At 69.9% G+C, this 23,617-nt stretch carries 23 protein-coding genes and 2 pseudogenes; 6 read left to right on the top strand and 19 right to left on the bottom strand.

Annotated features, from left to right (window positions below; genetic code table 11):
• From VB739_RS03545 to VB739_RS03520, 6 genes and pseudogenes are all read right to left on the bottom strand, one after another.
• Window positions 1–263 (bottom strand): annotated as a pseudogene (locus VB739_RS03545) (hypothetical protein); the annotation flags it as partial.
• A gap of 11 nt (window positions 264–274) precedes the next feature.
• Entirely contained in the window at window positions 275–925 is a 651-nt protein-coding gene (locus VB739_RS03540; protein ID WP_323355745.1) for a flavin prenyltransferase UbiX, read from the bottom strand.
• Between the two features lie 7 nt (window positions 926–932).
• Window positions 933–3,221 carry an RNB domain-containing ribonuclease gene (locus tag VB739_RS03535; RefSeq protein ID WP_323355744.1) on the bottom strand — a complete coding sequence of 763 codons (2,289 nt, stop codon included), beginning with the start codon at window positions 3,219–3,221 and terminating at the stop codon, window positions 933–935.
• A 145-nt stretch (window positions 3,222–3,366) separates the two neighbouring features.
• Window positions 3,367–3,675 carry a TMEM165/GDT1 family protein gene (locus VB739_RS03530; protein WP_323355743.1) on the bottom strand — a complete coding sequence of 103 codons (309 nt, stop codon included), beginning with the start codon at window positions 3,673–3,675 and terminating at the stop codon, window positions 3,367–3,369.
• Between the two features lie 7 nt (window positions 3,676–3,682).
• Window positions 3,683–4,060, bottom strand: a complete 378-nt coding sequence (locus VB739_RS03525) for a TMEM165/GDT1 family protein (protein WP_323355742.1) — start codon at window positions 4,058–4,060, stop codon at window positions 3,683–3,685.
• Window positions 4,057–4,416, bottom strand: coding sequence for a YkgJ family cysteine cluster protein (locus VB739_RS03520; protein ID WP_323355741.1), 360 nt, complete (start codon window positions 4,414–4,416; stop codon window positions 4,057–4,059). The genes VB739_RS03525 and VB739_RS03520 overlap by 4 nt, the downstream gene beginning before the upstream one ends.
• Window positions 4,417–4,564: 148 nt before the next feature.
• Between VB739_RS03520 and psb30 the strand changes: the two genes are divergently transcribed.
• Window positions 4,565–4,672: a photosystem II reaction center protein Ycf12/Psb30 gene (psb30, locus tag VB739_RS16660; RefSeq protein WP_416233295.1), complete on the top strand. Its 108-nt coding sequence runs from the start codon at window positions 4,565–4,567 to the stop codon at window positions 4,670–4,672.
• 75 nt (window positions 4,673–4,747) lie between these two features.
• On the opposite strand, the pseudogene VB739_RS03515 reads toward psb30, so the two are convergent.
• Window positions 4,748–5,962: pseudogene (locus tag VB739_RS03515) on the bottom strand (chloride channel protein); the annotation flags it as partial.
• Window positions 5,959–7,872, bottom strand: a complete 1,914-nt coding sequence (recJ, locus tag VB739_RS03510) for a single-stranded-DNA-specific exonuclease RecJ (RefSeq protein ID WP_323355739.1) — start codon at window positions 7,870–7,872, stop codon at window positions 5,959–5,961. The pseudogene VB739_RS03515 and the gene recJ, both read right to left, overlap by 4 nt.
• Window positions 7,873–7,960: 88 nt before the next feature.
• On the opposite strand from recJ, the gene VB739_RS03505 reads away from it, so the two are divergent.
• From VB739_RS03505 to VB739_RS03495, 3 genes are read left to right on the top strand one after another with little or no spacing between them, the layout of a single operon-like run.
• Complete coding sequence (locus tag VB739_RS03505) at window positions 7,961–8,722, top strand: HAD-IA family hydrolase (protein ID WP_323355738.1); 762 nt, start codon at window positions 7,961–7,963, stop codon at window positions 8,720–8,722.
• Window positions 8,719–9,066, top strand: coding sequence for a DUF565 domain-containing protein (locus VB739_RS03500; RefSeq protein ID WP_323355737.1), 348 nt, complete (start codon window positions 8,719–8,721; stop codon window positions 9,064–9,066). Before VB739_RS03505 ends, VB739_RS03500 begins: the two co-directional genes overlap by 4 nt.
• Window positions 9,056–9,994, top strand: coding sequence for a hypothetical protein (locus VB739_RS03495; RefSeq protein ID WP_323355736.1), 939 nt, complete (start codon window positions 9,056–9,058; stop codon window positions 9,992–9,994). Before VB739_RS03500 ends, VB739_RS03495 begins: the two co-directional genes overlap by 11 nt.
• On the opposite strand, the gene rpmF is transcribed toward VB739_RS03495, so the two are convergent.
• Window positions 9,952–10,134, bottom strand: coding sequence for a 50S ribosomal protein L32 (rpmF, locus tag VB739_RS03490; RefSeq protein ID WP_216908893.1), 183 nt, complete (start codon window positions 10,132–10,134; stop codon window positions 9,952–9,954). The two genes, VB739_RS03495 and rpmF, sit on opposite strands and share 43 nt — an antisense overlap.
• A gap of 137 nt (window positions 10,135–10,271) precedes the next feature.
• Here rpmF and ftsH point away from each other — a divergent pair, with 137 nt between their 5' ends.
• The gene (gene ftsH, locus VB739_RS03485) at window positions 10,272–12,098 is read left to right on the top strand and encodes an ATP-dependent zinc metalloprotease FtsH (protein ID WP_323355750.1); all 1,827 of its coding nucleotides are present in this window, start codon (window positions 10,272–10,274) and stop codon (window positions 12,096–12,098) included.
• Here ftsH and VB739_RS03480 read toward each other — a convergent pair.
• The 3 genes from VB739_RS03480 to thrC all read right to left on the bottom strand — a co-directional run bounded on the left by VB739_RS03480 (window position 12,036) and on the right by thrC (window position 14,716).
• On the bottom strand, window positions 12,036–13,034 hold the full coding sequence (locus VB739_RS03480; RefSeq protein ID WP_323355735.1) for a cupin: 999 nt from the start codon (window positions 13,032–13,034) through the stop codon (window positions 12,036–12,038). The two genes, ftsH and VB739_RS03480, sit on opposite strands and share 63 nt — an antisense overlap.
• An 81-nt stretch (window positions 13,035–13,115) precedes the next feature.
• Window positions 13,116–13,391: a MoaD/ThiS family protein gene (locus VB739_RS03475; protein WP_323355734.1), complete on the bottom strand. Its 276-nt coding sequence runs from the start codon at window positions 13,389–13,391 to the stop codon at window positions 13,116–13,118.
• A gap of 44 nt (window positions 13,392–13,435) precedes the next feature.
• A complete protein-coding gene (gene thrC / locus VB739_RS03470; RefSeq protein ID WP_323355733.1) occupies window positions 13,436–14,716 on the bottom strand; it encodes a threonine synthase in 1,281 nt (426 codons plus the stop codon).
• 204 nt (window positions 14,717–14,920) lie between these two features.
• Between thrC and VB739_RS03465 the strand changes: the two genes are divergently transcribed.
• Entirely contained in the window at window positions 14,921–17,779 is a 2,859-nt protein-coding gene (locus VB739_RS03465; protein ID WP_323355732.1) for a UPF0182 family protein, read from the top strand.
• Window positions 17,780–17,834: 55 nt separating this feature from the next.
• Here VB739_RS03465 and fba read toward each other — a convergent pair whose 3' ends face one another.
• From fba to VB739_RS03430, 7 genes are all read right to left on the bottom strand, one after another.
• Window positions 17,835–18,908 carry a class II fructose-bisphosphate aldolase gene (fba, locus tag VB739_RS03460; RefSeq protein WP_216908898.1) on the bottom strand — a complete coding sequence of 358 codons (1,074 nt, stop codon included), beginning with the start codon at window positions 18,906–18,908 and terminating at the stop codon, window positions 17,835–17,837.
• 105 nt (window positions 18,909–19,013) lie between these two features.
• Window positions 19,014–20,096 carry a Gfo/Idh/MocA family oxidoreductase gene (locus tag VB739_RS03455; RefSeq protein WP_323355731.1) on the bottom strand — a complete coding sequence of 361 codons (1,083 nt, stop codon included), beginning with the start codon at window positions 20,094–20,096 and terminating at the stop codon, window positions 19,014–19,016.
• Entirely contained in the window at window positions 20,083–20,505 is a 423-nt protein-coding gene (locus VB739_RS03450) for a hypothetical protein (RefSeq protein WP_323355730.1), read from the bottom strand. The genes VB739_RS03455 and VB739_RS03450 overlap by 14 nt, the downstream gene beginning before the upstream one ends.
• Window positions 20,502–21,392, bottom strand: a complete 891-nt coding sequence (accD, locus tag VB739_RS03445; RefSeq protein WP_323355729.1) for an acetyl-CoA carboxylase, carboxyltransferase subunit beta — start codon at window positions 21,390–21,392, stop codon at window positions 20,502–20,504. Before accD ends, VB739_RS03450 begins: the two co-directional genes overlap by 4 nt.
• Window positions 21,393–21,428: 36 nt before the next feature.
• Window positions 21,429–22,280 (bottom strand): prepilin peptidase, encoded by an 852-nt coding sequence (locus VB739_RS03440; protein ID WP_323355728.1) that lies wholly within the window; start codon window positions 22,278–22,280, stop codon window positions 21,429–21,431.
• Window positions 22,277–22,639 (bottom strand): hypothetical protein, encoded by a 363-nt coding sequence (locus VB739_RS03435; RefSeq protein ID WP_323355727.1) that lies wholly within the window; start codon window positions 22,637–22,639, stop codon window positions 22,277–22,279. Before VB739_RS03435 ends, VB739_RS03440 begins: the two co-directional genes overlap by 4 nt.
• 52 nt (window positions 22,640–22,691) lie before the next feature.
• Window positions 22,692–23,594 (bottom strand): phosphoribulokinase, encoded by a 903-nt coding sequence (locus VB739_RS03430; RefSeq protein WP_323355726.1) that lies wholly within the window; start codon window positions 23,592–23,594, stop codon window positions 22,692–22,694.
• Window positions 23,595–23,617: the final 23 nt, after the last annotated feature.

Raw genomic sequence — 23,617 nt, 5'->3', positions numbered from 1 at the left:
GCCCAGGGCTCCGGCTCCTGACGGCGGCGCACGGTGCGGCGCAGGGACGGCCCGTCCCCCTGGCGCAGGGCCAGGGCCGTAGCGCTGGCGCTCAGGGCCGCACCACCCCCGGCGGCGATGGCCATCCACAGACCGATCGGCAACGCGGGGGTCTGCCAGGTGAGCAACCGCAGCGGCAGGGTGGGCCTGGGGTTGAGGGCCGCCACCAGCAGGGTCACCAGCAACGGCGACAGCAGGGGCAGCAGCAACAGGCGGTGCAACACGGTCCGGAGCGTCAGGGGGTGGAGGCTTCGTCCGCAGCAGCGCGGGCCACGGGCCCCTGCCAGCGCTGCAGGGAGCCGAGCTGGAGCCCGAGGGTGTCGAAGACGCGGATCACCAGGAAATCCACCATCTCACCGATCGTGGTGGGCTGGTGGTACCAGGCGGGCACCGGGGGGGCGATGCGGGCACCGGCCTCGGCCAGACGGGTGAGGTTGCGAAGGTGCACCAGGTTCCAGGGCAGTTCCCGCGGCGCGATCACCAGGGGCCGGGCCTCCTTGAGGTGGACATCGGCCGCCCGTTCGATCAGATCCAGGGCCACCCCGGAAGCGATCCGCCCCACCGTTCCCATGCTGGCCGGCAGGATGACCATGCCGCGGGTGAGATAGCTGCCGCTGGCGATGGCGGCGGCCTGGTCGTTCCAGCGATGGCAGTGGAGCCGGCCGGTCATGCAGCCGGTGCGCTCACGCCAGAACCGCTCCTGGGCGTCGGGCTCTGACGGCACCCGCAGGCCCATCTCCGCCTGCCAGACACCGATCGCGCCGCGGCTGGTCACCATTTCGACCGACTGGTCATCCTCAAGCAGCAGCTGCAGGGCCCGCTCGGCCAGAGGCTGGGCGGAGGCGCCGGACACGGCCAGCACCACGGGAAGCGAGGCCGGTGCCATGCGTGGCTCAGGCCTCGCTCTCGGGCAGGGCCGGCTCGCTGTCCGTGGCGCCGTTGTCACCGTCCTGCTCGAAGGTCTCGGGCTGGAGCACGGCCAGGTCGATCTGATGGCGCAGGGCGTCAACCTTCTGGATCTCCACGTCCACCCCGTCCCCGACCATGTAGGTGCGACGGAACTTGCGGCCCACCAGGCGGTTCTGGCGGGAGCGGTACTCGTACCAGTCGTCCTTGAGGGAGCTGACGTGCACCAGACCCTCGACCTGGGACGGGGGGACCTCGACGAAGAAGCCGTAGCTCTGCACGCCGCTGATCACCCCAGGCAGGGTCTGGCCCACCAGGGGCTCGGTGTGGCGGGCCTGGGCCAGGGCCAGGGCATCGGACTGGAGTTCCTGCAGGAAGCGGCTGCGGCCGTTGAGGCGCTGGGCCAGACCATGCTCGAGGCCCTGCTGGTACGGGGCCAGCTGGCCAGGGGTGAGCAGGGGCCAGTCGGTGCTGCCATGGCAGACGTCGCTGGCCAGGTCGGTGCTGATCTTGTGGCGCACACTGGGCCGGTCCTTGCCATCCACCAGCAGGGTCACCAGCAGCTGCTGGTTCCAGAGGTCGGCGTAGTGCAGCCCCGGGCAGCACCAGGGCGCCAGGGCGATCGCCTCGCCCGCCACCGCGTTGGGGCCGGCTTCGGGCGCCAGCTGCACCGGGCTCAGGGCATCACGCAGTTGCTGCTGCAACGGACGGCCCCGGTCGGTGGCCGCAAAGACCGCGGCCAGTTCGGCGGCGCTGGCATTGCCATCCGCGCTGAGCTCCATGGGGATGTCCAGGGCCAGGGCCGCCTTGGCGACGTCGTTGATCTCGGTGGCTTCCGGGGCCGGGTTGAGGGCAAACAGGGCGGGCAGTTCCAGAGCCAGCAGGTGGCGACCCAGGGCCCGGTGGGCGACCAGGACGGCTTCCCGCAGGATCGCCACCGGATCCTCGGCGGGCAGTTCCACCAGCCAGCCCTGCTGGGCCGCATCCGGCGCGGGCACCTGCAGGTCGCCAAGGCTTTCGATCGCGGGCATCGGCAGATCGAGATCGATCGAACCCGCCGCCAGCCGCCGCTGGCGCAGCAGGCCACTCAGCTGGACCAGGTGCTCCAGCAGGGGCAGGTGGTCCTTGAGGGCCTTGAGGGGCGCGGGGGTGGTGCGGGCCTTGGGCTTGCGCTCGGCCAGGGCCTGCATGGCAGCCCGGTCGACCCGGGCGTCGGGGCTGACCTGGCTCAGGCTGAAGCGGAAATGTTCGAGGTTCCCCTCCCCGTCCAGCTCCAGGGCCACCGAAACGGCCGCCTGGCTTTCCCCGGGACGGAAACCACTGGCCTTGGCCAGGGCCGGTGGCAGCAGGGGAAGCCAGCGGCGTCCCACACAGATCGCCTCACCCTGGTCCCGCAACCAGGTGTCGAGGCTGTTGCCCATGCCGATCCGCTCGGCGATGGCGGGGCTGTGCACCCATAGCCGCCAGCCCCCGTCCCGCTCCTCCAGGGACAGGGCCGGCAGGCCGGGGGCCTCGGCGCCCTCCCAGGCCTCCAGCAGCAGGGTCGGCAAAGCCGTCAGATCGGCACGACCCTTGGCCACGGGCTGCTTCAGGGTCGTGCGGGGACACGCCGGCCGTTCCTGCAGGCGGTGCTTGGCCAGCAGCAGTTCGGTGTCAGCGGCCTCACCGCCATGCACCGGCAGGCTGCGGGCAACATGGCCGACCGGACCGAACTGGGCCAGCGGGAAACGGTCGATCTTCACCTCCACCACCGCCTCCTCGGGCGGGTCGAGGTGGACCGCATCGTCCTCGGTCAGGGCCACGGACGTCAGCAGCCTGTCGTCGAGGGGAACGGCGACCAGCTGCCCGTCCTGGCGTTCGACCTGGGCCAGCAGGCTGGGGGTGTGGCGCTCGAGGATGCACTGGACCCCCCCCTCCGGGGAGCGGCGCCGGCCCCCCTCCCGGGTGATCCTGACCAGCACCCGGTCGCCGTTCCAGGCGTGGTTGAGCTGGTGGTCACGGATGTAGATGTCCTCGCCGCCGTCTTCCCGCAGGGCGAAACAGAACCCCTTGCTGGAGCAACGCAGGCGGGCGGGGATCAGCTCGGGGGTTTCGCGTGAGCGCAGGCCTTCGGCGTCCTCCTCCACCAGCCCCAGACGCTGCAGGGCCTCCAGGCCGATGCGCAACTGCTGCTTGCAGGACTTGGTGGTAAGACCCAGCGACTTCTCCAGCTTGGCGAGGGCCACCGCATCGGTCGTGGAGAGATGGTCGAGCAGGTCGGCGACCGTGAACTTCATCGGATGGGGGTACGCAGGGGAGGGCGCTGCCGGAGCAGCGCGGTGGCCGGGGTGGTCCGGCGCGCGACGGGGGTTCGGCGGCCCCGCCGGTGGCTGGATGGCCCGAGGGGACGCTCGCCGTCGCGGCGGACGTCATGCGCCGACTCTAAGGAGCGGGGGTGTCGGCGTCCTCGCGGCTCGCCGCGCCGGAGCGGAGGATCAGGCGACCGCCGATGATCAGGAAGCCGGCGGCGGCGGCCAGTTGCAGGCCATCGGTGGGGATGACGCTGGAGAGGGAACCACCCGCCGCCGCCCCCACCAGACTGGCCAGGACCAGGGCCGTGGCACTGCCGGCGAAGACGGCCCCGGGCCGGTTGGAGGTGCCGCTGATGCTGACGATGGCCAGCTGGGTCTTGTCGCCGAGCTCGGCCAGAAAGACGGTGGCGAAGGTGGAGGCGAGCAGAGCGAACGGCATGGGGATCTCAGGAGGTGAGCAGGTGCAGGGGCGCCAGGTGCAGCACCGCCTGGCGGCCGAGCCACAGACCCAGCGCGACCATCAGCACCCCCGCCGACCGCTCGAGCTGGTGGGCGGGCATGACGGTCGAGAGCCAGCGGCCCAGCAGCACCCCCACCAGGCTGGAGCAGATCAGGGCCAGCGAAGCCCCGACGAACACCGTGAATGGGCGGCCCGACTGGGCCGACAGCAGCAGGGCGGCCAGCTGGGTCTTGTCGCCCAGCTCCGCCAGAAACACAGTGGTGGCGGTGCTGAGGAACACCGTGATCCAGCTGGTGTCGGCCGGGGTGTCGGTCGGCTCAGGGGCTGGGATGGGGTGATCCGGAGCGTCGGGGGCGCTGCTCATGACGGCTGACGGATCGTGCGCAGGAATCGGTGCATCACGGTGTGGCGGCCGCCCAGCTCAGCACGGATCTGCTGCTTGCAGGAGGCGATGGCCAGGGCCTCGGGATCGTCGCCGGGCTGGCCGAACAGGGTGACCAGCTGATCCACCCGGCAGAAGTCGGGCCGCTCCGCATAGATGCGGCAGCGACGGGAGCCGGTGTCGAAGTGGCGGCACCAACCGTCCTCACCCACCATCGCGAGGTAGAGCTGTTGCTGCTCGGGGTCGAGGGCCTCGATCGCATCGCCCCTGAGGGCCGGATCGAGACGGCAGCAGGAGCCGCAGCCGCTGATGCAGTGCCAGTGCTCGGATCGGGGCAACGGAGCAGAACGGTTGGTCCCATTCACTCACACCCCACGGCCGGCACCAGCCATGACAAGCGATCACGGCCCCAGAGCCCGCGCATGGAAGACACCCGCAGGCGACCTACACTCGATGCCGATCGTCCCCTTCGCCAGCTGACGCCCCATGGGTATCGACTTCCACCTCATCTCCAACTTCGGCGCTCTGGCCCTGATCACTCTGGCGGGTCCGGCCGTGATCTTCATCCTCTACTTCCGTCGCGGCGCCCTCTGAGGCCTGCGTCACCAGCAGGTCGGCCAGGGCGTGATACACCGGCCGGCGCTGGATCGCGTGGCCGGTGTAGGCCGCGATCACCGAGGCCGCCACCAGCCCGACCATGAGTTGCTGATCGCCCGCCATGCGGATGGCGAAGGCGATCGTCATCACCGGCAGCTGGGTGGCACCGGCCAGCCCGGCGGCCATGCCAAGGGCCAGGCCCAGGTGGGGATCCCCCGCCAGGGCCCGCACCACCCCGGCCCCGAACACGCCGCCCAGGGCGAAGGAGGGGTCGATCAGTCCGCCGGGAACGCCGGTGGAGAGCGCCACCACCGGGCCCAGCAGGCGTGAGGCCAGCAAGGCGGCCCAGGCCCATCCGATGGTGGTGTCGCCGTCCCTGTCGAGGATCAGACGCATCAGGGTCTCGCCATCGCCACCACTGGCGCCGCCGGTGATCAGGGCCAGCAGGGTGAGCGCCAGCCCCGCGGCCAGGCCCAGACGCAGGGGCTGGCGACGGGCGATCGGCGTGATCAGCCCCGTGGCCGCCACCAGCAGCCGGGCGAATCCACCACCGAGCAGCCCGCCGCCGAGGCCGATCGGGATCGCCCAGAGCAGCTGTTGGGTTTCCGCCACCGGGCTGGCGTTGACCCCCAGGGCGAACATCGGCTGACCGCCCAGGTTGCTGACCACGGCCGCCCCGCTGGCCATCACCAGCGCCGGCCACACCAGGCGTTCCTGAAAGCTGCGGGTGAGTTCCTCGACCACGAAGATCATCCCCATCAGGGGCGTGTTGAAGCCGCCGGCCAGGCCGGCGCCGGCGGCCCCGGCCAGTAGAGAGCCACGGCTGGTACGGCGCATCATGCTGGGCCAGCGCCGCAGCAGCATCTGGCCCACGGCGGCGCCCACCTCCACGACGGGACCTTCCCGGCCTAGAGGAAACAGGGCCAGGCTGGCCACTGTCCAGAGCCCCACCCGTTCCGCCGTGGGGCTGACGGTGAGCAGCTTCGCGCCGCGATGGGGATCCTCCAGGCAGAGCATCACCTGGGGAATGCCGGAGCCGGCGCCCCGGCGCCACGGACCATGCTGGAACCAGAGCAGCAGGGGCAACAGGGGGATCGGCGCCAGAACCAGCAGCAGCCCCCCGGCGCTCCAGCCCCCGCCGCTGAACGCCGGCAGGAAGGAGAGGAGTCGATCCTGGAGCCCGTCGACGCGGTTGAGGGGCCAGCAGGCCAGACCCACCAGGGCTCCCAGGATCGCCAGCTGGGCGAAGGAACGCAGCACACCGTGGCGATGGTGCAGGAGATTCATCCCGCCATCCCCAGAGCCATGGCCGCGTCCCGCAGCAGCCCCTGCACGTAGGGATGGGGAGGGTCCGCGACGGCTCCCTGGGCCCCGGAGTCCGGGTGGATGACGGAACGCAGTTCCTCGCCAGCGGCGTTACGGATCACCAGGGTGTCCCCTTCGCGCCGGCACCAGTAGGTGCGATCCCGTCGCTGCAGCACCACCCCGTCGCCGCCGCTGCAGCGGATCGCCTCCAGTTCCAGCTGGAACCGTTCCACCCCCTGCCAGTCATCGCGGCGCAGCCGGAAGGCCACATCCACCGGGCCGGCCCACTGGCTGGGTCCCTGCCAGCGCCAGGCGATCGCCCGCAACCGCGCCTCCCCCTGGGCCAGCTGCAGTTGCAGGTGGCCACCACGCAGCACCTTCTGCTCCACCACCTGGCAGCGACTGGTCCAGAACAGAGGTGTGGGGTGGCCGATGCCGAAGGGGGCGAGCCGTTGCAGGTGATGCCAGAACTCACGATCGATGCGCTCCAGCCGCAGCAGGGCTTCGGGTTCGACGGCGCGCCCATCCCCCGCTGCCTGCAGCCAGGTGCCGGCCAGAGCCTCAAGGCGTTCCTGCAGGGCCGCCACGTTCTCGGCCCGCACTGTGAAGCCCCCGGCGGCCGGATGGCCGCCGTAGCGCTCCAGCAGCTCGGCGCAGGCCGTCAGGGCCGCATCCACGGCGAAGCCCTTCGGCGCCCGCACCGAAGCCCGCAGGCGACCGCCCCCCTCCGCCGCCAGCAGGGCCACCGGACGGCCGAAACGCTCCACGAGCCGGGAGGCGACGATGCCGATGACGCCGTGGTGCCAGTGGCCCTGGGCCAGCAGCAGGAAGGCGGGCCGACGGGGACCATCGGCCTCCAGCAGGGCCAGGGCCTCCGCCTCGATCGCGCCGCAGAGTTCCCGGCGCTGGCGGTTGAGGGCTTCACAGGAGCGGGCCAGCTCCAGGGCCCGCTCCGGATCTTCCGTGGTGAGCAGGTCGACCACCAGCTGGGGATCCCCCAGCCGGCCCACGGCATTGATGCGGGGGGCCAGCTGGAAGCCCACCGCCTCGGCATCGACCCGGTGCTTCTCCAGGCCCGCCAGTTGGCGAAGGGCCTGCAGGCCCGGCAGGGTGCTGCAGCCGAGCAGGGGCAGGCCATCCAGCAGCCAGCGGCGGTTGACCCCCTGCAGGGGAGCCATGTCGGCAATGGTGCCGATGCAGAACAGGTTGAGGGCAATCTCCAGCCCCTGGCGGTTCTTCAGCCGCCGGCAGAGGGCGGTAGCCAGCACGTGGGCCAGCCCGACGCCCGCCAGGCCCCGGTAGGGGGAGCCTTCCGGGGTGACGGCCGGGTGCAGCAGGGCCAGGTGTGGCGGCAGCTGGGGCGGCAGGGTGTGGTGATCGGTGAGGATCACCTCCACCGCAAGGGCGGCGGCGCGCTCGAGGGCCTCGGTGGCGGCCACCCCGTTGTCCACGGTGATCAGCAGCCGTACCCCCTCGGCCGCCAGCCGCTCCACCATGGCCGCGTTGAGGCCGTAGCCGTCGTCCATGCGGCTGGGGATGGCGGCCCGGGGCCGGGCGCCGAGGCGCTGCAGCACCCCCACCAGCAGGGCGGTGCTGGTCATGCCGTCGGCGTCGTAGTCGCCGCAGATGGCCACCGGCTCAGCCGTCTGGCAGCAACGCACCAGCCGCTCGACCGCCAGCGCCAGATCGGGAAAATGGGCGTCGGGAGCGGGGGCAGCCTCGGGTTCGAGCAGCTCATGCACCGCCGCCGCCGTCAGCAGGCCGCGACGCCGCAGGATCGCCAGCAGTTCCTCGGGCAGCTCCCCGCCGGGATCCGGGCTGGCCGCCGCCAGGTCATCACCGCCCAGCGAGGTGGGCAGCAGCCAGCGTCGCTCGTCGACGGCAGGGAGCAACGAACGACGGGCGGGGCCTTCGCATTGTGGGAGGCAGGGCAGCGTGACGCACCCCTTAGCCTTTCGATGACAACACGTGTGGCATCCGATGGCCCCGGCCCTGACGGCCCTGCTCTGGGACGTGGATGGCACCCTGGCCGAAACGGAGTTCGAGGGCCACAGGGTGGCGTTCAACCACAGCTTCGCGGCCGCCGGTCTGCCCTGGCGATGGGACCGGCCCACCTACGCCCGGCTGCTGGCGGTGAATGGCGGCCACGAACGGATCACCAGTTTTCTGCAGCAGGCAGAAGGCCGCGCCCCCGAGCCTGGCCGGGTGGCGGACCTGCAACGCCACAAGCAGGCCCTCTACACCGATCTGGTGCGCCGGGGGGGTCTGGCCCTCAGGCCGGGGGTGGCCCGCCTGGTGCAGGCGGCCGCCGCGGCAGGGCTGCGGCAGGCGATCGTCACCACCAGTGGCCGCACTGCCGTGACCTCCCTGCTCGAAGGCGCGCCGCCCGGGGTGGCCGGAGCCTTCGAGTTCTGGATCTGCGGCGAGGACGTGGAACGCAAGAAGCCCGATCCGGAGGCCTACCGGCTGGCCCTGCAGCGCCTGGAGGCCGGTGATCAGGGGGTCCTGGTGCTGGAGGACTCCCCGGCCGGCCTGGCGGCCGCCAGCGGCGCCGGCCTGCCCTGCCTGGTGTGCCTGAGTGTGGCGACCCGGGAACAACCGGCCAGCGCCTACAGCGCCGCCCGGGCCGTCGTCGAGAACCTGGAGGACACCGAGGCAGGGATCGTGGTGCACAAGGGGCCGGCTTGCCCCGGCCATCAGGTGACGCTGTCGTGGCTGCAGCGCCTGCTCGATACGCCATGACCCGCCTCCCCGTGCAGCGCACCCGTTTCCAGGGCCTGATCAGCCGCCTGGGGACAAGGGTGGCCGGCCAGGTGCGGCGCAGCTGGCGGACCGGCAGCCTGGCCGCCCTGGCCCTGCTGCTGGGATTCTTCTCCGGTCAGAACCTCACCAGCTTCCTGCTGTTCGCCTCTCCAGGGGGGAGGCCGGTCGTGGTGCTCGGCCTGCTGCTGGTGATGGAAACCCTGGTGCGGTTGCGCAGCCGCCTGGTGCGGGACGAGCCCCCCCTGGGCTGGGTGATCGTCGACAACCTGCGCATCGGCGTCACGTACTCGATCGTGCTGGAGGCCTTCAAGGTTGGGACCTGAGCCGGCGGCAACCTGGGAACGGCGGCTGGAGCGGGCCGGCGACCTCGGCCCGGTGCACCCCACCCTGCTGCGGCACCTGGCCCTGCCGCTGCTGCGGTGGCTCGAGGACGGTCTGGGCTGCGGGACCAGCCAACGGAGACCGGTTGTGGCCCTGAATGGGCCGGTGGGTGCCGGCAAGACCAGCCTGGGCCGCGCCCTGGAGCGCCTCGCCGCCCTGGGCGGTCTGCGGCTCGTGGTGGCCTCCATCGACGACCTTTACCTGCCCGCCGAGCAACGGCGCCAGGTGCTGGCGGGCAATCCCTTCGGCGTCAGCCGGGTGCCTCCCGGCAGCCACGACCTGCCGCTGCTGCTGGCGGCGCTGGCGGCCTGGCGTGCCGGGGGTCCGCTGCGGCTGCCCCGTTTCGACAAGACCCTGGCCGGAGGCGAAGGGGAACGATCCGGCTGGCGACAACAACCCGCGGACGCCCTGGTGATCGAAGGCTGGCTGATGGGATGCCGAGCTCTTGGACCACGGGCCCTGGAAGCGAGCCTGCAGAGCGGGGCTGGCCTCGACGAACTGACGGCTGACGAACAGCGGTGGCTGCCCTTCTGGGACCGCCATCTGGCGGACTACGGAGACCTCTGGGACGCTTGCGATGGGCTCTGGCTGCTGCGTCCGCAGCGCTGGAGCCTGCCACGACGCTGGCGCTTCCAGGCCGAAGCCAGACAACGGCGAAACGGTGGGGGCTGGCTCACAGCCGACAAGCTCGATGGCGTGGTGCGGGCCACGCTCCGCTCACTCCCACCGGCGCTCTATCAGGACCCTCTGCTCAAGCAGAACCCATCCCTGAGGCTGGAAGGCGGAGTGATCCTCGATGGCAGGAGGCGTTGCCGCCCCCTGGAGACTCAGCTCTCTTCGCTGGCTTCGGCGTCTTCGGCGATCGGGTAGACGAAGCCTTGGGCGCGACCGCTCAGGACGGCCTTGCCGAGCGACATGGCTTTCTGGGCCGCCACACCGGCCTTGGCCTTCCAGTGGGCGTGGCGCTGGTTGCGCTTGCCTTTGGAGGTTTTCTTCTTGGGTACGGCCATCCGCCTATCTCGTTGCCAAACGATGATCCTGCGCCGCCGACTCGCCTTTCGTCAAATGGCTACAGTCCATTCCTGATAAGGACGCCAGGCCTGTGAGCAGCAGTTCTCCTCCGGAGCCGGCCAAACCAGCCCCACCGGTGCAACCGGGCTTCAGTCTCGGGGGCCAGTCCTCCGCTGCACCCTCCTACAGCCAGCTGCTGCGGGACATCGAAGCCGGAAAGGTGAAGAGTCTGGAACTCTCCCCCACCCAGCGGGTGGTGACCGCCACCTTCGCCGACGGCCGCAGCCGCCAGGTGGCGGTCTTCAGCGACAACCAGCAGCTGTTGCGCACCGCCGAACAGGCCAGGGTGCCCCTGGCGGTCCGCGACGAACGGCGCGACGACGCCATAGCCGGGCTGGTCACAAACGGCCTGCTGGTGGCTCTGCTGATCGCGGGCCTGGTGCTGCTGGTGCGGCGCTCCGCCCAGGTGGCCAACAAGGCGATGGGATTCGGCCGCAGCCAGCCCCGTCTGCAGGAAGAAGGGGCGATCACGGTGCGCTTCGAGGACGTGGCCGGCATCGCCGAGGCCAAAGAGGAGCTGCAGGAGGTGGTGACCTTCCTCAAGACCCCGGAACGGTTCACCTCCATCGGCGCCCGCATCCCCAAAGGGGTGCTGCTGGTCGGGCCCCCCGGCACCGGCAAGACGCTGCTGGCCCGGGCCATCGCCGGTGAAGCCGGCGTGCCCTTCTTCTCGATGGCCGCCACCGAATTCGTGGAGATGTTCGTGGGCGTCGGCGCCAGCCGGGTGCGGGACCTGTTCCGCCAGGCCAAGGCCAAGGCGCCTTGCATCATCTTCATTGACGAGATCGATGCCGTTGGACGCCAGCGGGGGGCGGGGATCGGCGGCGGCAACGACGAGCGGGAGCAGACCCTCAACCAGTTGCTGACCGAAATGGACGGCTTCGAGGACAACTCGGGGGTGATCCTGCTGGCCGCCACCAACCGCCTCGACGTGCTGGACACGGCCCTGCTGCGGCCGGGTCGCTTCGATCGCCGCATCAGCGTCGATCTGCCCGACCGTGCCGGGCGCGAGGAGATCCTCTCGGTCCATGCCCGCACCAGGCCCCTGGCCGAGGAGGTGTCGATGGCCGACTGGGCCCGCCGCACCCCCGGTTTCTCCGGTGCCGACCTGGCCAACCTGCTCAACGAGGCGGCCATCCTCACGGCCCGGCGCCAGAAGAGCCAGGTGGATGACCAGGCCATCGGTGACGCCCTCGAACGCATCACCATGGGGTTGACCGCCGCCCCGCTGCAGGACAGCGCCAAGAAGCGGCTGATCGCCTACCACGAGATCGGCCACGCCCTGCTCACCACCCTGGTGCCCCACGCCGACAAGCTCGACAAGGTGACCCTGCTGCCCAGGGCCGGAGGCGTCGGAGGTTTCGCCCGCACCATGCCCGATGAGGACATCCTCGATTCCGGGCTGATCAGCAAGGCCTACCTGCGGGCCCGTCTTGTTGTGGCTCTCGGCGGCCGGGCCGCCGAACTGGTGGTGTTCGGCCCCAGCGAGGTGACCCAGGGGGCCAGCAGCGATCTCCAGCTGGTGCGGCGCATCTGCCGCGACATGGTGATGCGCTACGGCTTCTCCAGCCTCGGCAGCTTCGCCCTCGAAGAAGAGGGGGAGGAGGTGTTCCTCGGCCGCGACTGGATCCGCTCCAGCCCCCACACCTCGGTGCGCACCGGCAACCGCATCGACGAGCAGGTGCGCCAGCTCGCCTGCGAGGCCCTGGAGAGGGCCATCGCGGTGCTCACGCCCCGCCGCGAGCTGATCGATGAGCTGGTCAACCGGCTGATCGAGCTGGAAACCATCGACGGAGACAGCTTCCGCGCCTTGGTGGAGGCCTATGAAACGTCTGGCGGTTCAGCCCTCGCCGCCCAGGCCGGAGGCAAAGCGGATGTCGAGGCTGCGCAGGTGGGTGTGTAGGCCGGCGTCCTGAATCGGCAGCAGCCGTGCCATGCGGCCGCTTTCATTCCCATGGGAATGCCAGTGGCCGGGCGGCGTGATGAAGGCGCCCCCCGGCTCCCAGTCGATGCGGGTGGGATTGAGGATCGTGCCGTCGGCGCGGAGCTCCGTGCCCACCAAGCTGTAGCAGCCGGGGTCGCAGTCGATGATCAGGTCGAGGGCCACCGACTGGTGCCGGTGGGGTGGCTGGACGGCACCATCGGGCACCACGCCGAGCATGGCCCAGAGGGTGTGGCTCACGGTGCGGGTGGCGGGCAGATCGGCGTGGGCCAGCAGGATGCTCAGCCGGTTGGAGCGGGCGGCGCTGGGGTCGGCCAGCAGGTGCTGCAGGGCCTCCTCCTGGCGGGCGGCCGGGTAGTGGACGGCCGTGAAGCGCGGGCCGGCGGGCAGCACCCCCAGATAGCGCAGCAGGGGGGCGTCATTCACCCAGTACAGAACGCTCTCTTCGGTGGCGTGCAGGAGCGGATCGGCGCCGGCGGGCAGCACGAACAGATCGCCCCGGGCCCAGCTGAGGCTGAGCGGGGCGCCGAGGGCGTCCGCCGGACGCTCCAGCGTGCCGGCGCCGCGCAGCACGTAAAACAGTGAGCTGGTGGCGGCCGCCGCCGCCTTGAGCCCCTCCCCGGGCAACAGGCGCAGGAAGTGGGCCGCCAGGCCAGGGCTTGTGGCGGGCCCCTCGCAACCGAGGGCGCCACTCAGATCGAGGGGCAACACCGCCGTCGGCCCCTGGCCATGGAGCTCGGCGCCCCATTGGTGGTAACGGATCGGCTCGGTCAGCCCCGGCCGCACCGGATTGGCGGCCTGGCGGTAGTCGTAATAGAGACCGGCCGACAGCCAGTCGTGGGGGGGGGCGCTGCTTCCAGCAGGAACCGTGGGGCTGGGGGCCTGGATCGGTTCCATGGGAGGGACGCGGATGGGTACAAAAGCTTATGGAAATCCGAAGCCCATCGGCGAGCCCCTGGCTGGGGCCTGACTCCGGGCTCAGCCGCCGGCGACGGCCGGAACGATGCTCACCTCGTCGCCATCGCTGAGCACCGTGGCCTGGTTGTCGAGGAAGCGGATGTCCTCGCTGTTCACGTACAGGTTGAGGAAGCGGCGCAGCTTGCCGTTCTCATCACACAGGCGGGCCTGGATGCCGGGGTAACGGCCTTCAAGGGCCTGGAGCAGGCCATCGATGCTGACGGCCTCCAGGCTGACGCTGGCCTCGTCGTTGGTGAACTTCTGCAGGGGGGTGGGGATCAGAACCTGGATGGCCATGGAAAGCGTCGGTGGGGCAGGTAGGAAGGGGAACTGGGCGGACTTCAGGCCGGCGCGGCCTTGCTCCCATGGGAGGCCTGGGACTGCGCCCAGGCGGCATTGAAGCTGGCGAGCTGCGGCTCGATGGTGTAAGGCGCACCGATGGAAGAAGCGATCGCTTCGGTGGTCTTGAGGCCGTTGCCGGTGATGTAGGCGACGGTGGTTTCCGAGGGGTCGATCTTGCCCTGTTCCACCAGCTTCTTGAGCACGGCGATGGTGGTGCCACCGGCGGTCTCGGTGAACACCCCCTCCATCTCGGCCAGCAGCTTGATGCCATCGATGATCTCCTCATCGGTGACCGCCGCAATGGTGCCGCCGGTGCGGTTGGCGATGTCGATGGCGTAGGGGCCGTCGGCGGGATTGCCGATGGCGATCGACTTGGCGATGGTGTTCGGCTTCACCGGGGTGATGAAATCGCGGCCGGCGGCGAATGCCTGGGCGATGGGCGAGCAGCCTTCGGCCTGGGCACCGCTGAAGCGCACGGGCTTCTCCTCGACGAGGCCCACCTTGATGAACTCGTCGAAGCCCTTGCGGATCTTTGTGAACAGGGAGCCGGAGGCCAGGGGGGCGACGATGTGGTCGGGGAGCTGCCAGCCGAGCTGCTCGATCACCTCATAACCGAGGGTCTTGGAGCCCTCCGAGTAGTAGGGGCGCAGGTTGATGTTGACGAAGCCCCAGCCGTAGGTGTTGGCCACCTCGGAGCAGAGCCGGTTGACCTGGTCGTAGTTGCCCTTCACCGCCATCAGGGTGGGGTTGTAGACGAGGGTGCCCAGCACCTTGCCCAGTTCAAGATCACTGGGGATGAAGACGCAGCACTCCAGACCGGCGTGGGCGGCGATGGCGGCGGTGGAGTTGGCCAGGTTGCCGGTGGAGGCACAGCTGACGGTGGTGAAGCCGAGCTCACGGGCGCGGGTGAGGGCCACCGAGACAACGCGGTCCTTGAAGGACAGCGTCGGCATGTTGACGCCGTCGTTCTTGATGTAGAGCGAAGACAGGCCGAGACGCCTGGCCAGGCGGTCGGCCTTGAGCAGGGGGGTGAAGCCGGTGCCGACATCAATCGGTTCGCCTTCAACGGGCAGGAATTCGCGGTAGCGCCAGATGGAGGTGGGGCCGGCCTCGATGGTGGCGCGGCTGACCCGGCTGCGGATGGCGTCGTAGTCGTAGACCACCTCAAGCGGGCCGAAGCAGACGTCTTCGCAGACGTGACGCGCACCAGCCTCGTAAGGATGACCGCATTCCTTGCAGCGCAAGCCCGTGAAGGTGGAGCGGGAAAGGGTGGCGGTCAAGTCGGTCCCGGTCACTGGGGCAACGCTAACAGCGGCGGCCAGCGCCTGCCTCTAAAGCCGACACCTGGAGTCGGGTATAAAGCCGGCCCTCCGGATCCGGCCGTCGCCACGGCGGCGGGCAGTGGCCTGGAGGCGGCACCTTGTCGCCCGCGGGGTTCTGCCTACGCTCCGCTTGTGCCCGATTCCTCCCCCCAGCCGGCCCGCGTGGGGCCACGCCTTGCCACCGGCCTTGCCATCGCCTTCGGGCTGCTGCTGGCCCTGTGGGCCGCGGCCCGTCTGGGCATCGAATGGCTCTGGTTCGCCCAGTTCGACTTCCAGGGAATCCTGGTGCGCCGCTGGATGCTGCAGATCTCGGCCTTCGTTCTGGTCTTCGGCCTGGGCCTGGCGCTGCAGCTGGCCCAGCTGCAGCGCTGCTGGCGTCTGCGGGAGCAGGGGGCCGAGGCGCCCATGCCGAGCGAGCCCCTGCTGCGGCTGGGAAACGGCGCCCTGGTGGTGATGCTGATCGGCCTGGTGCTGCTGCTGGCCGGCGGACTGAGTTATCTGATGGTGCAGGCCAGGGGACTGATCGCGAACCCCTTCAACGGCGATGTGATCACCGGGTTCTCGGTGCTCCGGGATCTGCCCCCCCTGCTGGTGGCGGGCCTGGCGGGGGGCCTGCTGCTGCCGCTGCTGCTCTCGCCCCTCACCACCCTGCGCATCACCCTGGCGGCCGCCCTGGCGGGCTCGGCCACGGCGGTGGCGCGGGGCTGGAGCCTGTGGCTGCCGGCCCTGCTGGCGACGCCCTTCGGCGAGGGGGATCCGCTCACCGGTTTCGATCTCTCCTTCACCGTGCTGCGGCTGCCAGCCCTGCGGCTGGTGCTGAGCGTGATCCTGGCCCAGGGTCTGGTGGGGCTGGCGGCCTGCCTGCTGCTCACCATCGGCAAGGGGCGCAGCCTGTCGGATCTGCGTTTCGATGGGCTCAGCAAGGCCCAGCAACGGGTGCTGCAGCCCCAGGTGGCGGCCCTGGCCGTCGTGATGGCCATCAGCAATGCCCTGGCGCCCTTCGATCTGATGGTGCAGGGCAGCGGTGTGGCCTCGGGGGCGGGCTACGTGGATCTGCACGTGCGCCTGCCGCTGCGGCTCCTGTTCGCGGTGCTGCTGCTGCTGACGGCCATCGCCCTGCTGGTGCCCCTGCCCCGGGGCTGGCTGCGCCGCGGCGCCCTGCTGCCCCTGGCCGGCGCCGCCCTGCTGGTGCCCATCAGCGAGTGGGTGCTCGCGCCCCTGGCCCAGCGCTTCTGGGTGCAGCCGAGGGAGCTGGTGGTGGAGTCTCCCTACCTGGAGCGCAGCATCCAGGCCACCCGCCGCGCCTTCGGCCTGGAGCGCGTGCGCACCCTCAGGCTTGAACCCCGCCAACGCATCACGGCCGCGGACCTGGCCAAGGCCCCCGGCACCCTCGACAACATTCGCCTCTGGGACAGCCAGCCCCTGCTGGCCGCCATCCGGCAGCTGCAGCAACTGCGCCTCTTTTACACCTTCCCGTCGGCGGCGGTGGATCGCTACCCGCTCCAAGGCAAGTCCAGCCGTGATGGTTCCCAGCAGGTGCTGATCTCGGCCCGGGAACTGGACAGCGGCGCGCTGCCGCCGGGCTCGCGCACCTGGCTGAACCGCCATCTGGTGTTCACCAACGGTCACGGTTTCACCGTTTCTCCGGTGAACGCCTTCGGCTCCGACGGCCTGCCCCTGTTCTTCGTCAAGGACCTGGGCAGCAGCGGGCGGGTGCAGGGCATTCCCCAGCTGGGCATCACCGATCAGCAGGCCCAGGCGGCCCTGCCGGTGGGCAGTCCGAGCCTTTACTTCGCCTCAGGCCCCTCCCCCTACGCGATCGCCCCCACCAAGGTGAAGGAGTTCGCCTTTCCGGAAGGGGAACTGAATGTCTACACCCACTACAACGGCACCCGGGGCATCTCCCTGGCCCATCCCCTGCAGCGTCTCAGTGCCGCGATCTACCTGCTTGAACCGCGGATGCTGTTCACAGGCTCCTTCACCGACCGGTCGCTGCTGCTGCTGCGGCGGCAGGTGAACCAACGCCTGACGGCCCTGGCACCGTTCCTGCGCTTCGAAAGCCAGCCCTACCTGGTCACCGCCCGGGTGGCCGGCACGGAGGGTTACCGGCCCGAGCAATACCAGTACTGGCTTCTGGACGGCTTCACCACCAGCCGCTCCTACCCCTACAGCGATCCCAATCCGGCGGGTCTGCGCTACTTCCGCAACCCGGTGAAGGCGGTGGTGGATGCCCACGACGGCCGGCTCTGGCTCTACGTGAGCGATCCCAGAGATCCGGTGCTGCGCACCTGGATCCGCGCTTTCCCCGAACTGTTCCGGCCCCTCTCGGCCATGCCCAGAGCCTTGCTCGACCACATCCGGGTGCCCAAAAGCCAGTTCGACATCCAGTCGGAGCGGTTGCTGCGCTACCACGTCACCGACGTGCGCACCTTCTACAACGGCGACGACGTCTGGTCGGTGCCCGAAGAGATTTACGGCGAGAACAACGTACCGGTGTCGCCGTATCACCTCACCCTGCAGCTGCCCGGCCAGGAGCGCTCCGAGTTCGTGCTGCTGCTGCCCTTCACCCCCCTGCGGCGCTCCAACCTGGTGGGCTGGCTGGCGGCCCGCAACGATCCGCCCCACTACGGCGAACTGATGCTGGTGCGCTTCCCCCAGCAGCGGCTGCTGCTCGGCCCCCAGCAGATCAGCGCCCTGATCGACCAGGACCCGACGATCAGCTTCCAGTTCGGCCTCTGGAACCGGCTGGGTTCCCGGCTGTTCCGCGGCAACCTGCTGGTGTTGCCGTTGGGAGAAGGATTGCTCTACGTCGAGCCGATCTATCTGCAGTCGAAGAGCAACGACCTGCCCACCCTGGTGCGGGTGGTGGTCACAGATGGCCAACGCTTCGTGATGGAACGGAGCCTCCGCCGGGCCCTGGAGCGGCTGGTGGACGAGGACCCCACCCGAAAGGAAGAAGCCGCGGACCGTCCGCCCCTGCCCCTGCCGGCCGGGACGCCGGTGCCCCTGGCGCTGCCGTGAGGGCCATGAAAAAGGGGGCCCCATGGCCCCCGAAGGTTGGAGAGCGGGACGCCGATCAGGCGGCCACGGCGGTCTTGGGATCCAGGGCGCCTTTGGCGTAGAGGGCGGCGTAGTAGTTGATGTCGCGCTGCTTGATCTTGCTGGCGTTGCCGGCGCACCAGAACTGCTGGTAACGATCCAGGCAGACCTTCTTCATGTAGGCCCGGGCGGGCTTGTTGAAGTGGCGGGGATCGAAGTTGGCGGGATCCTTGGCGGCGGCTTCCCGCACAGCGGCGGTGAAGGCGAGGCGGTTGTCGGTGTCGATGTTCACCTTGCGCACGCCGTTGCGGATGCCTTCCTGGATCTCCTCGACAGGAACGCCGTAGGTCTCGGGGATGGCCCCGCCGTACTTGTTGATCATGTCCAGCCATTCCTGGGGAACGGAGCTGGAGCCGTGCATCACCAGGTGGGTGTTGGGGATGGCCTTGTGGATCTCGGCGATCCGGGAGATGGCCAGCACTTCGCCGGTGGGCTTGCGGGTGAACTTGTAGGCGCCGTGGCTGGTGCCGATGGCGATGGCCAGGGCATCCACCTTGGTCTTGGCGACGAAGTCGGCCGCCTCGGCGGGGTCGGTGAGGAGCTGGGAATGGTCGAGGGAGCCCTCAAAACCATGGCCGTCCTCAGCTTCACCCTTGCCGGTTTCCAGGGAACCCAGGCAACCCAGTTCGCCTTCCACACTCACGCCGATGGCGTGGGCCACGTCCACCACTTCCTTGGTGACGGCTACGTTGTAGTCGTAGCTGGCGGGAGTCTTGGCGTCGGCCTCGAGGGAGCCGTCCATCATCACCGAGGTGAAACCGTTGGCGGCGGCGCCGTAGCAAGTGGCAGGGCTGTTGCCGTGGTCCTGGTGCATCACCACCGGGATGTCGGGATAGGTTTCCACGGCGGCCAGGATCAGGTGGCGCAGGAAGCTTTCGCCGGCGTACTGACGGGCGCCACGGGAGGCCTGCAGGATCACCGGGCTGTCGGTTTCGTAGGCAGCCTCCATGATCGACTGCACCTGCTCCAGGTTGTTGACGTTGAAGGCAGGAATGCCGTAGCCGTTTTCTGCGGCGTGATCGAGCAGCAGACGAAGCGGTACGAGCGCCATGGGAAATCTCGCGGTTTTTGGGTGGGTACGGTTGGGAAGAACCGTGGTCGGAGGACGGCTGGCGGGGTCGTCCCGCCGGGTCTGACGGGGAGTCTAGGGGATGCCCTACGGGCCTTCTGTTCCCAGTCGGGCCCAGTCGCAGCAGCGCTGGCTGGTCACGGCCTCGGCCAGTCCGGGCACCATCGGGCGGCACTCCCGCACCGCCTGCGACCACCAGCCCAGCAATCGCCGCACCGGGGCGATGCGGCCGTCCTCCCAGGTGCGGCCATAGGCCAGGGCCGGGTCGGCCGGGACGAGCCGCAGGGCTTCGCCCGGCCGCGCCATCCACAGCTGCATGCCGTGCACGTAGTCGGCCTGATTGCTGGAGCCCAGCACCAGAGTGGCCTCGCTGCCGTAGAGCTCGATCCAGAAGCCCCGTCCCGCACGGGCCACCGAGGAGAGGCTCAGCTGGGCCGGAACGGCCCGGCCGCGGTGGTCTTCCAGGTCGAGCTGGATGAGGGCGCTGTCCTCGGCATCCACCAGCCCCATGGCACCGGAGCCGGGAATGGGCCGCTCGCCGATGGCGGTGCTCAGCCGGGCGCTGAGGCTGCGGCTGGGGCCGATCAGCCAGTGCAGGGTGTCGAAGGCGTGGGTGCCAAGGGCACCGAGCACGCCGCCGCCGGCCGCCGCCTGGGAGTACCAGCTCCAGGGACGGCTGGGGTCGGCGCGGCTGCTCATCAGCCAGTCGAACGTCACCAGCCACGGATCCCCCAGCACCCCCTGGGCGACCAGAGCCGCCAGTTGCTGGACATGGGGCACGGCCCGGTATTCGAAGTCGACCGCCACCACCAGGCCCCGTTCGATGGCGAGGCGCTGCAACTCCTCCACCTGCTCGGCGTTGAGCGCCACCGGCTTCTCCAGCAGCAGGTGCTTGCCGGCCTCCAGCGCCGCCCTGGCCAGGGCGAAGCGGGGTTCGGGGGGCGTGGCGATCACCACAGCCTCCACGGCCGGATCGGCCAGCAGGGCATCGAACGCATCGAAGCCGGGCAGCTCCGCCGCCAGGCTGGCGGCCGCGACCCGCTCGCGGCGGGGGTGCCAGAGGGCCACCGGTTCGGTGCCAGGGCAGTCGCGCAGGGCCGGCAGAATCACCTTCTCGCCGAAGCCGAGGCCGGCGACGGCCACCTGCAGGGGAGCATCAGGCCGTTGCATCGCTCTCCTGGGACAGGCGGGCGGCCGTGCAGGCGGCGTGCAGCACCCGGATCGTGAGGTTGTCGCCGGCGGCGGCTTGCCAGGTGGCGCCCCAGCGGGGCAGGCCGTTGACGGCCGTGTCGCGGTAGAGCTCCTCGTCGCAATCGAGCTGCATCACGTACAGCTGCCCAACGGGGGGGCGAGCGTCTTCGGCCGCATCGTCGGCGGCGGCGGGCTGGAAGCGGCTGAGCACCGAGAGGTGACCCTCAGGGTCAAAGCGCAGGCTGCCGGAATCCCACCACTGCCTGCCCTCAGGGCTGGCCTCCACCTCCTGCCAGTCGACCGGACCGGCCCAGGCGGCGGTGGGAGCGGCCAGCCAGAGGCCGAGGACCAGCAGGGCAGCCAGCAGCCGGCCCGCAGCGCTTCTCATGGTGCGACCGACAGGGGTGTGCGCACGCTGCCGTGCAGGCGCAGCAGGGTGGCCAGGGTGCCGCGCAACTCAGGCCGCGGCACGATCGTGTCCACGAAGCCGTGGTCCTGGAGGTACTCGGCGGTCTGGAAACCCTCGGGCAGCTTTTCGCCCAGGGTCTGCTCGATCACACGCCTGCCGGCGAAGGCGATCATCGCCTTCGGCTCGGCCAGGATCAGATCGCCGAGCATGGCGAAGCTGGCCGTGACCCCACCGGTGGTGGGGTGGGTGAGCAGGGGCAGGTAGAGCAGCTCGGCGCTGCGGTGGCGCTGCAGGGCACCGGAGATCTTGGCCATCTGCATCAGGCTGAGCATCCCCTCCTGCATGCGGGCGCCGCCGGAGGCGCAGACGATCAGCAATGGATAGCGGCGGGCGGTGGCCAGCTCGACGAGTCGGGTGAGCTTCTCGCCCACCACCGAGCCCATCGAGCCGCCCATGAAACGGAAGTCCATCACCCCCAGGGCCAGGGGCATGCCCTCCAGGCGGCAGAGGCCGGTGACCACCGCATCACGCAGGCCCGTGGCCCGCTGGGTGTCCCGCAGCCGGTCGGCGTAGCTGCGGCGGTCCTTGAAGGCGAGCGGATCGGTGGGAGCCAGATCGGCATCGATCGGCTCGAAGCTGCCCTCATCGGCGATCAGACGGATGCGCTCACTGCTGTCGATGCGGTGATGGTGGCCGCAGCCCTTGCAGACGCTGGCATTGGCGATCAGATCCTTGCGGTAGACCACCAGGCCACATTCGGCGCACTTGCTCCAGAGGCCATCCCCCTCGTCGGCTTCAGGCCCCTTGCTGGCCCGCACGGCCGGGGCGTTCTTGCGGCGATCGGCGAACCAGTCGAACAGGGACATGGGGCGACGGAAGCAAGGGTGACGGCTGACCAGTCATTAAAGACCCAGGCCCCACAGACGCAGCCAGGGGGCGTCGCCACCGATCCAGACGGCCAGGGCACCGGCGGCGAGAAAGGGGCCGAAGGGGAAGGGCTGCTGGCGGCCGAGCCGACCGGTGAGGCGGGCCAGGCTGCCGATGATGGCGCCACCGAGAACAGACAGGCTGACGGCCAGGCCCAGGCCCAGCGGTCCGAGCCAGGCCCCCATCAGGGCGGCCAGCTTGGCGTCCCCCAGCCCCAGGGCCGGCCGGCCCATGGCTTTCTCGGCCAGGGCACTGAGGGCCTCGAAGCCCAGCAGGCCGGCGGCCACGGCCAGCAGGTGGGAGAACAGCAGGGTGCGGCCGACCACGGCCCCCTGCTGGAAGCCGACGGCGGCGGTGACCGCCAGGCCGAGCAGCACCCCCCAGCGGCAGAGGGGTTCGGGCAGCCACAGGCTGTCGAGGTCGATCAGGGCCAGGGGCAGCAGCCAGCTGACCAGCAACCAACCGGCCACCAGCAGCAGCCAGGGGCTTGGATCGGGCCCCATGGCAGCGGGACGGGCGAAAAGCATCGCCACCCAGAGGCCGGCGGTGAGCAGCTCCACCAGGGGGTAACGGATGGCAATGGCGGCGTGGCAGTGGCGGCAGCGGCCACGCAGCAGCAGCCAGCTGAGCAGGGGCAGGTTCTCAAACCAGGCCAGGGAGGTGCCACAGCGGGGGCAATGGCTGCCGGGGAACACCAGCGACTCCTCCCGCGGCAACCGCCACACCACCACGTTCAGGAAGCTGCCGATGCAGGCGCCGGCCAGGGCCACGAAGGGGGCCAGCAGGAACAGCGGCAGAGCGGACGGGAGCAGAGGGGCGGGGGTCATGGCAATGGGCGGCTGGTTCCCCCACGGGGGCTGCGGCCCCGGGCCGAGCGGGGACGCAGCAGGTCCATCGGCACGAACTGCTCATCCGGCAGGAGGATCGGCGCCTCAAACACCACCCTTCCCTGGGGGCCGGCGCCGAGAAGCACCACACCCAGCGGCTCAGGAGCGGTGGGGCAGGACTCCAGGAAACGGAAATAGACGCGGCGCCCATGGCGCAGCAGCTCGGCGCTGTTGATGCGATCGAGGCGCAGGGAACCCTGGGACGGGGTTGCCGAGGACTCCCCGCCGCGGATCTGGAAGGAGGGACTTCCGGATCCGGACGGGGTGATGGTGGGGGGCTGGGCGGTGATGGGATTCACCGATTCCTTTCGGGTGATCTTAGGGCCGAAAGGAAGATCAAGAGACTGATCTTCAGCTGAGTTTCTTCTGCTCCTCGATCATCTTGTGGATGATCGGAGTGAGGATGATCTCCATCGCGAAGCCCATCTTGCCGCCGTTCACCACGATGCTGGTGGGGCTGGACATGAAGGAACCGTTGATCATGCGCAGCAGGTAGGAGAAGTCGATGCCCCACTTCTCCCGAGCGCCCTTGCGGAAATGAATGATGACGAAGCTCTCGTCAGGGGTGGGGATGTTGCGGCAGATGAACGGGTTGGAGGTGTCCACCGTGGGCACCCGCTGGAAGTTGATGTCGGTGAGGCTGAACTGGGGGCAGATATGGTTGATGTAGTCGGGCATGCGGCGCAGGATCGTGTCGACGATCGCTTCGGCCGAATAGCCACGCTCGGCGTTGTCGCGGGAGATCTTCTGGATCCACTCCAGGTTGGCGATCGGCACCACACCGATCAGCAGATCCACCATCGAGGCCACGTCATAGCCATCGCCCACCACGCCGCCGTGCAGGCCTTCATAGAAGAGGAGCTGGGTGCCGGAGGGGATGGGTTCCCAGGGGGTGAACTGGCCGGGCTCCAGGCTGGTGCCGAGGCGGGCGTTGTGCTCAGCGGCTTCCTCCACGGAGTGGAGGTAGTAGCGGCGGTCGCCGCTGCCGGTTTCGCTGTAGGTGCGGAACAGGTCTTCGAGCTTGTCGAAGATGTTGGCCTCGGGGCCGAAGTGGGAGAAGTTCTCGCCGCGGGACTGGGCCTCGGCCATCGCCTGCTTCATCGGGCCACGCTCGAAGCGGTGGAAGCTGTCGCCTTCCACCACTGCCGGGATGATGCCCTCGCGGGAGAAGATGTGCTCGAAGGCCCGTTTGACGGTGCTGGTGCCCGCTCCCGAGGAACCGGTGACAGCCACGACCGGGTGACGCTTCGACATCGACGCAGGGGGGTTCAGAGGGT

The organism is Cyanobium gracile UHCC 0281 (assembly GCF_034931305.1).
GTDB lineage: Bacteria > Cyanobacteriota > Cyanobacteriia > PCC-6307 > Cyanobiaceae > Cyanobium > Cyanobium gracile_A.
This window is presented reverse-complemented; position numbering and strand designations above follow the sequence as displayed.

Coding starts and splice junctions, on each gene's coding strand:
- VB739_RS03540 (WP_323355745.1), bottom strand. CDS start 925: ATGGCACCGGCCTCGCTTCCCGTGGTGCTGGCCGTGTCCGGCGCCTCC.
- VB739_RS03535 (WP_323355744.1), bottom strand. CDS start 3,221: ATGAAGTTCACGGTCGCCGACCTGCTCGACCATCTCTCCACGACCGAT.
- VB739_RS03530 (WP_323355743.1), bottom strand. CDS start 3,675: ATGCCGTTCGCTCTGCTCGCCTCCACCTTCGCCACCGTCTTTCTGGCC.
- VB739_RS03525 (WP_323355742.1), bottom strand. CDS start 4,060: ATGAGCAGCGCCCCCGACGCTCCGGATCACCCCATCCCAGCCCCTGAG.
- psb30 (WP_416233295.1), top strand. CDS start 4,565: ATGGGTATCGACTTCCACCTCATCTCCAACTTCGGCGCTCTGGCCCTG.
- VB739_RS03505 (WP_323355738.1), top strand. CDS start 7,961: ATGGCCCCGGCCCTGACGGCCCTGCTCTGGGACGTGGATGGCACCCTG.
- VB739_RS03500 (WP_323355737.1), top strand. CDS start 8,719: ATGACCCGCCTCCCCGTGCAGCGCACCCGTTTCCAGGGCCTGATCAGC.
- rpmF (WP_216908893.1), bottom strand. CDS start 10,134: ATGGCCGTACCCAAGAAGAAAACCTCCAAAGGCAAGCGCAACCAGCGC.
- VB739_RS03480 (WP_323355735.1), bottom strand. CDS start 13,034: ATGGAACCGATCCAGGCCCCCAGCCCCACGGTTCCTGCTGGAAGCAGC.
- VB739_RS03475 (WP_323355734.1), bottom strand. CDS start 13,391: ATGGCCATCCAGGTTCTGATCCCCACCCCCCTGCAGAAGTTCACCAAC.
- fba (WP_216908898.1), bottom strand. CDS start 18,908: ATGGCGCTCGTACCGCTTCGTCTGCTGCTCGATCACGCCGCAGAAAAC.
- VB739_RS03455 (WP_323355731.1), bottom strand. CDS start 20,096: ATGCAACGGCCTGATGCTCCCCTGCAGGTGGCCGTCGCCGGCCTCGGC.
- VB739_RS03450 (WP_323355730.1), bottom strand. CDS start 20,505: ATGAGAAGCGCTGCGGGCCGGCTGCTGGCTGCCCTGCTGGTCCTCGGC.
- accD (WP_323355729.1), bottom strand. CDS start 21,392: ATGTCCCTGTTCGACTGGTTCGCCGATCGCCGCAAGAACGCCCCGGCC.
- VB739_RS03440 (WP_323355728.1), bottom strand. CDS start 22,280: ATGACCCCCGCCCCTCTGCTCCCGTCCGCTCTGCCGCTGTTCCTGCTG.
- VB739_RS03430 (WP_323355726.1), bottom strand. CDS start 23,594: ATGTCGAAGCGTCACCCGGTCGTGGCTGTCACCGGTTCCTCGGGAGCG.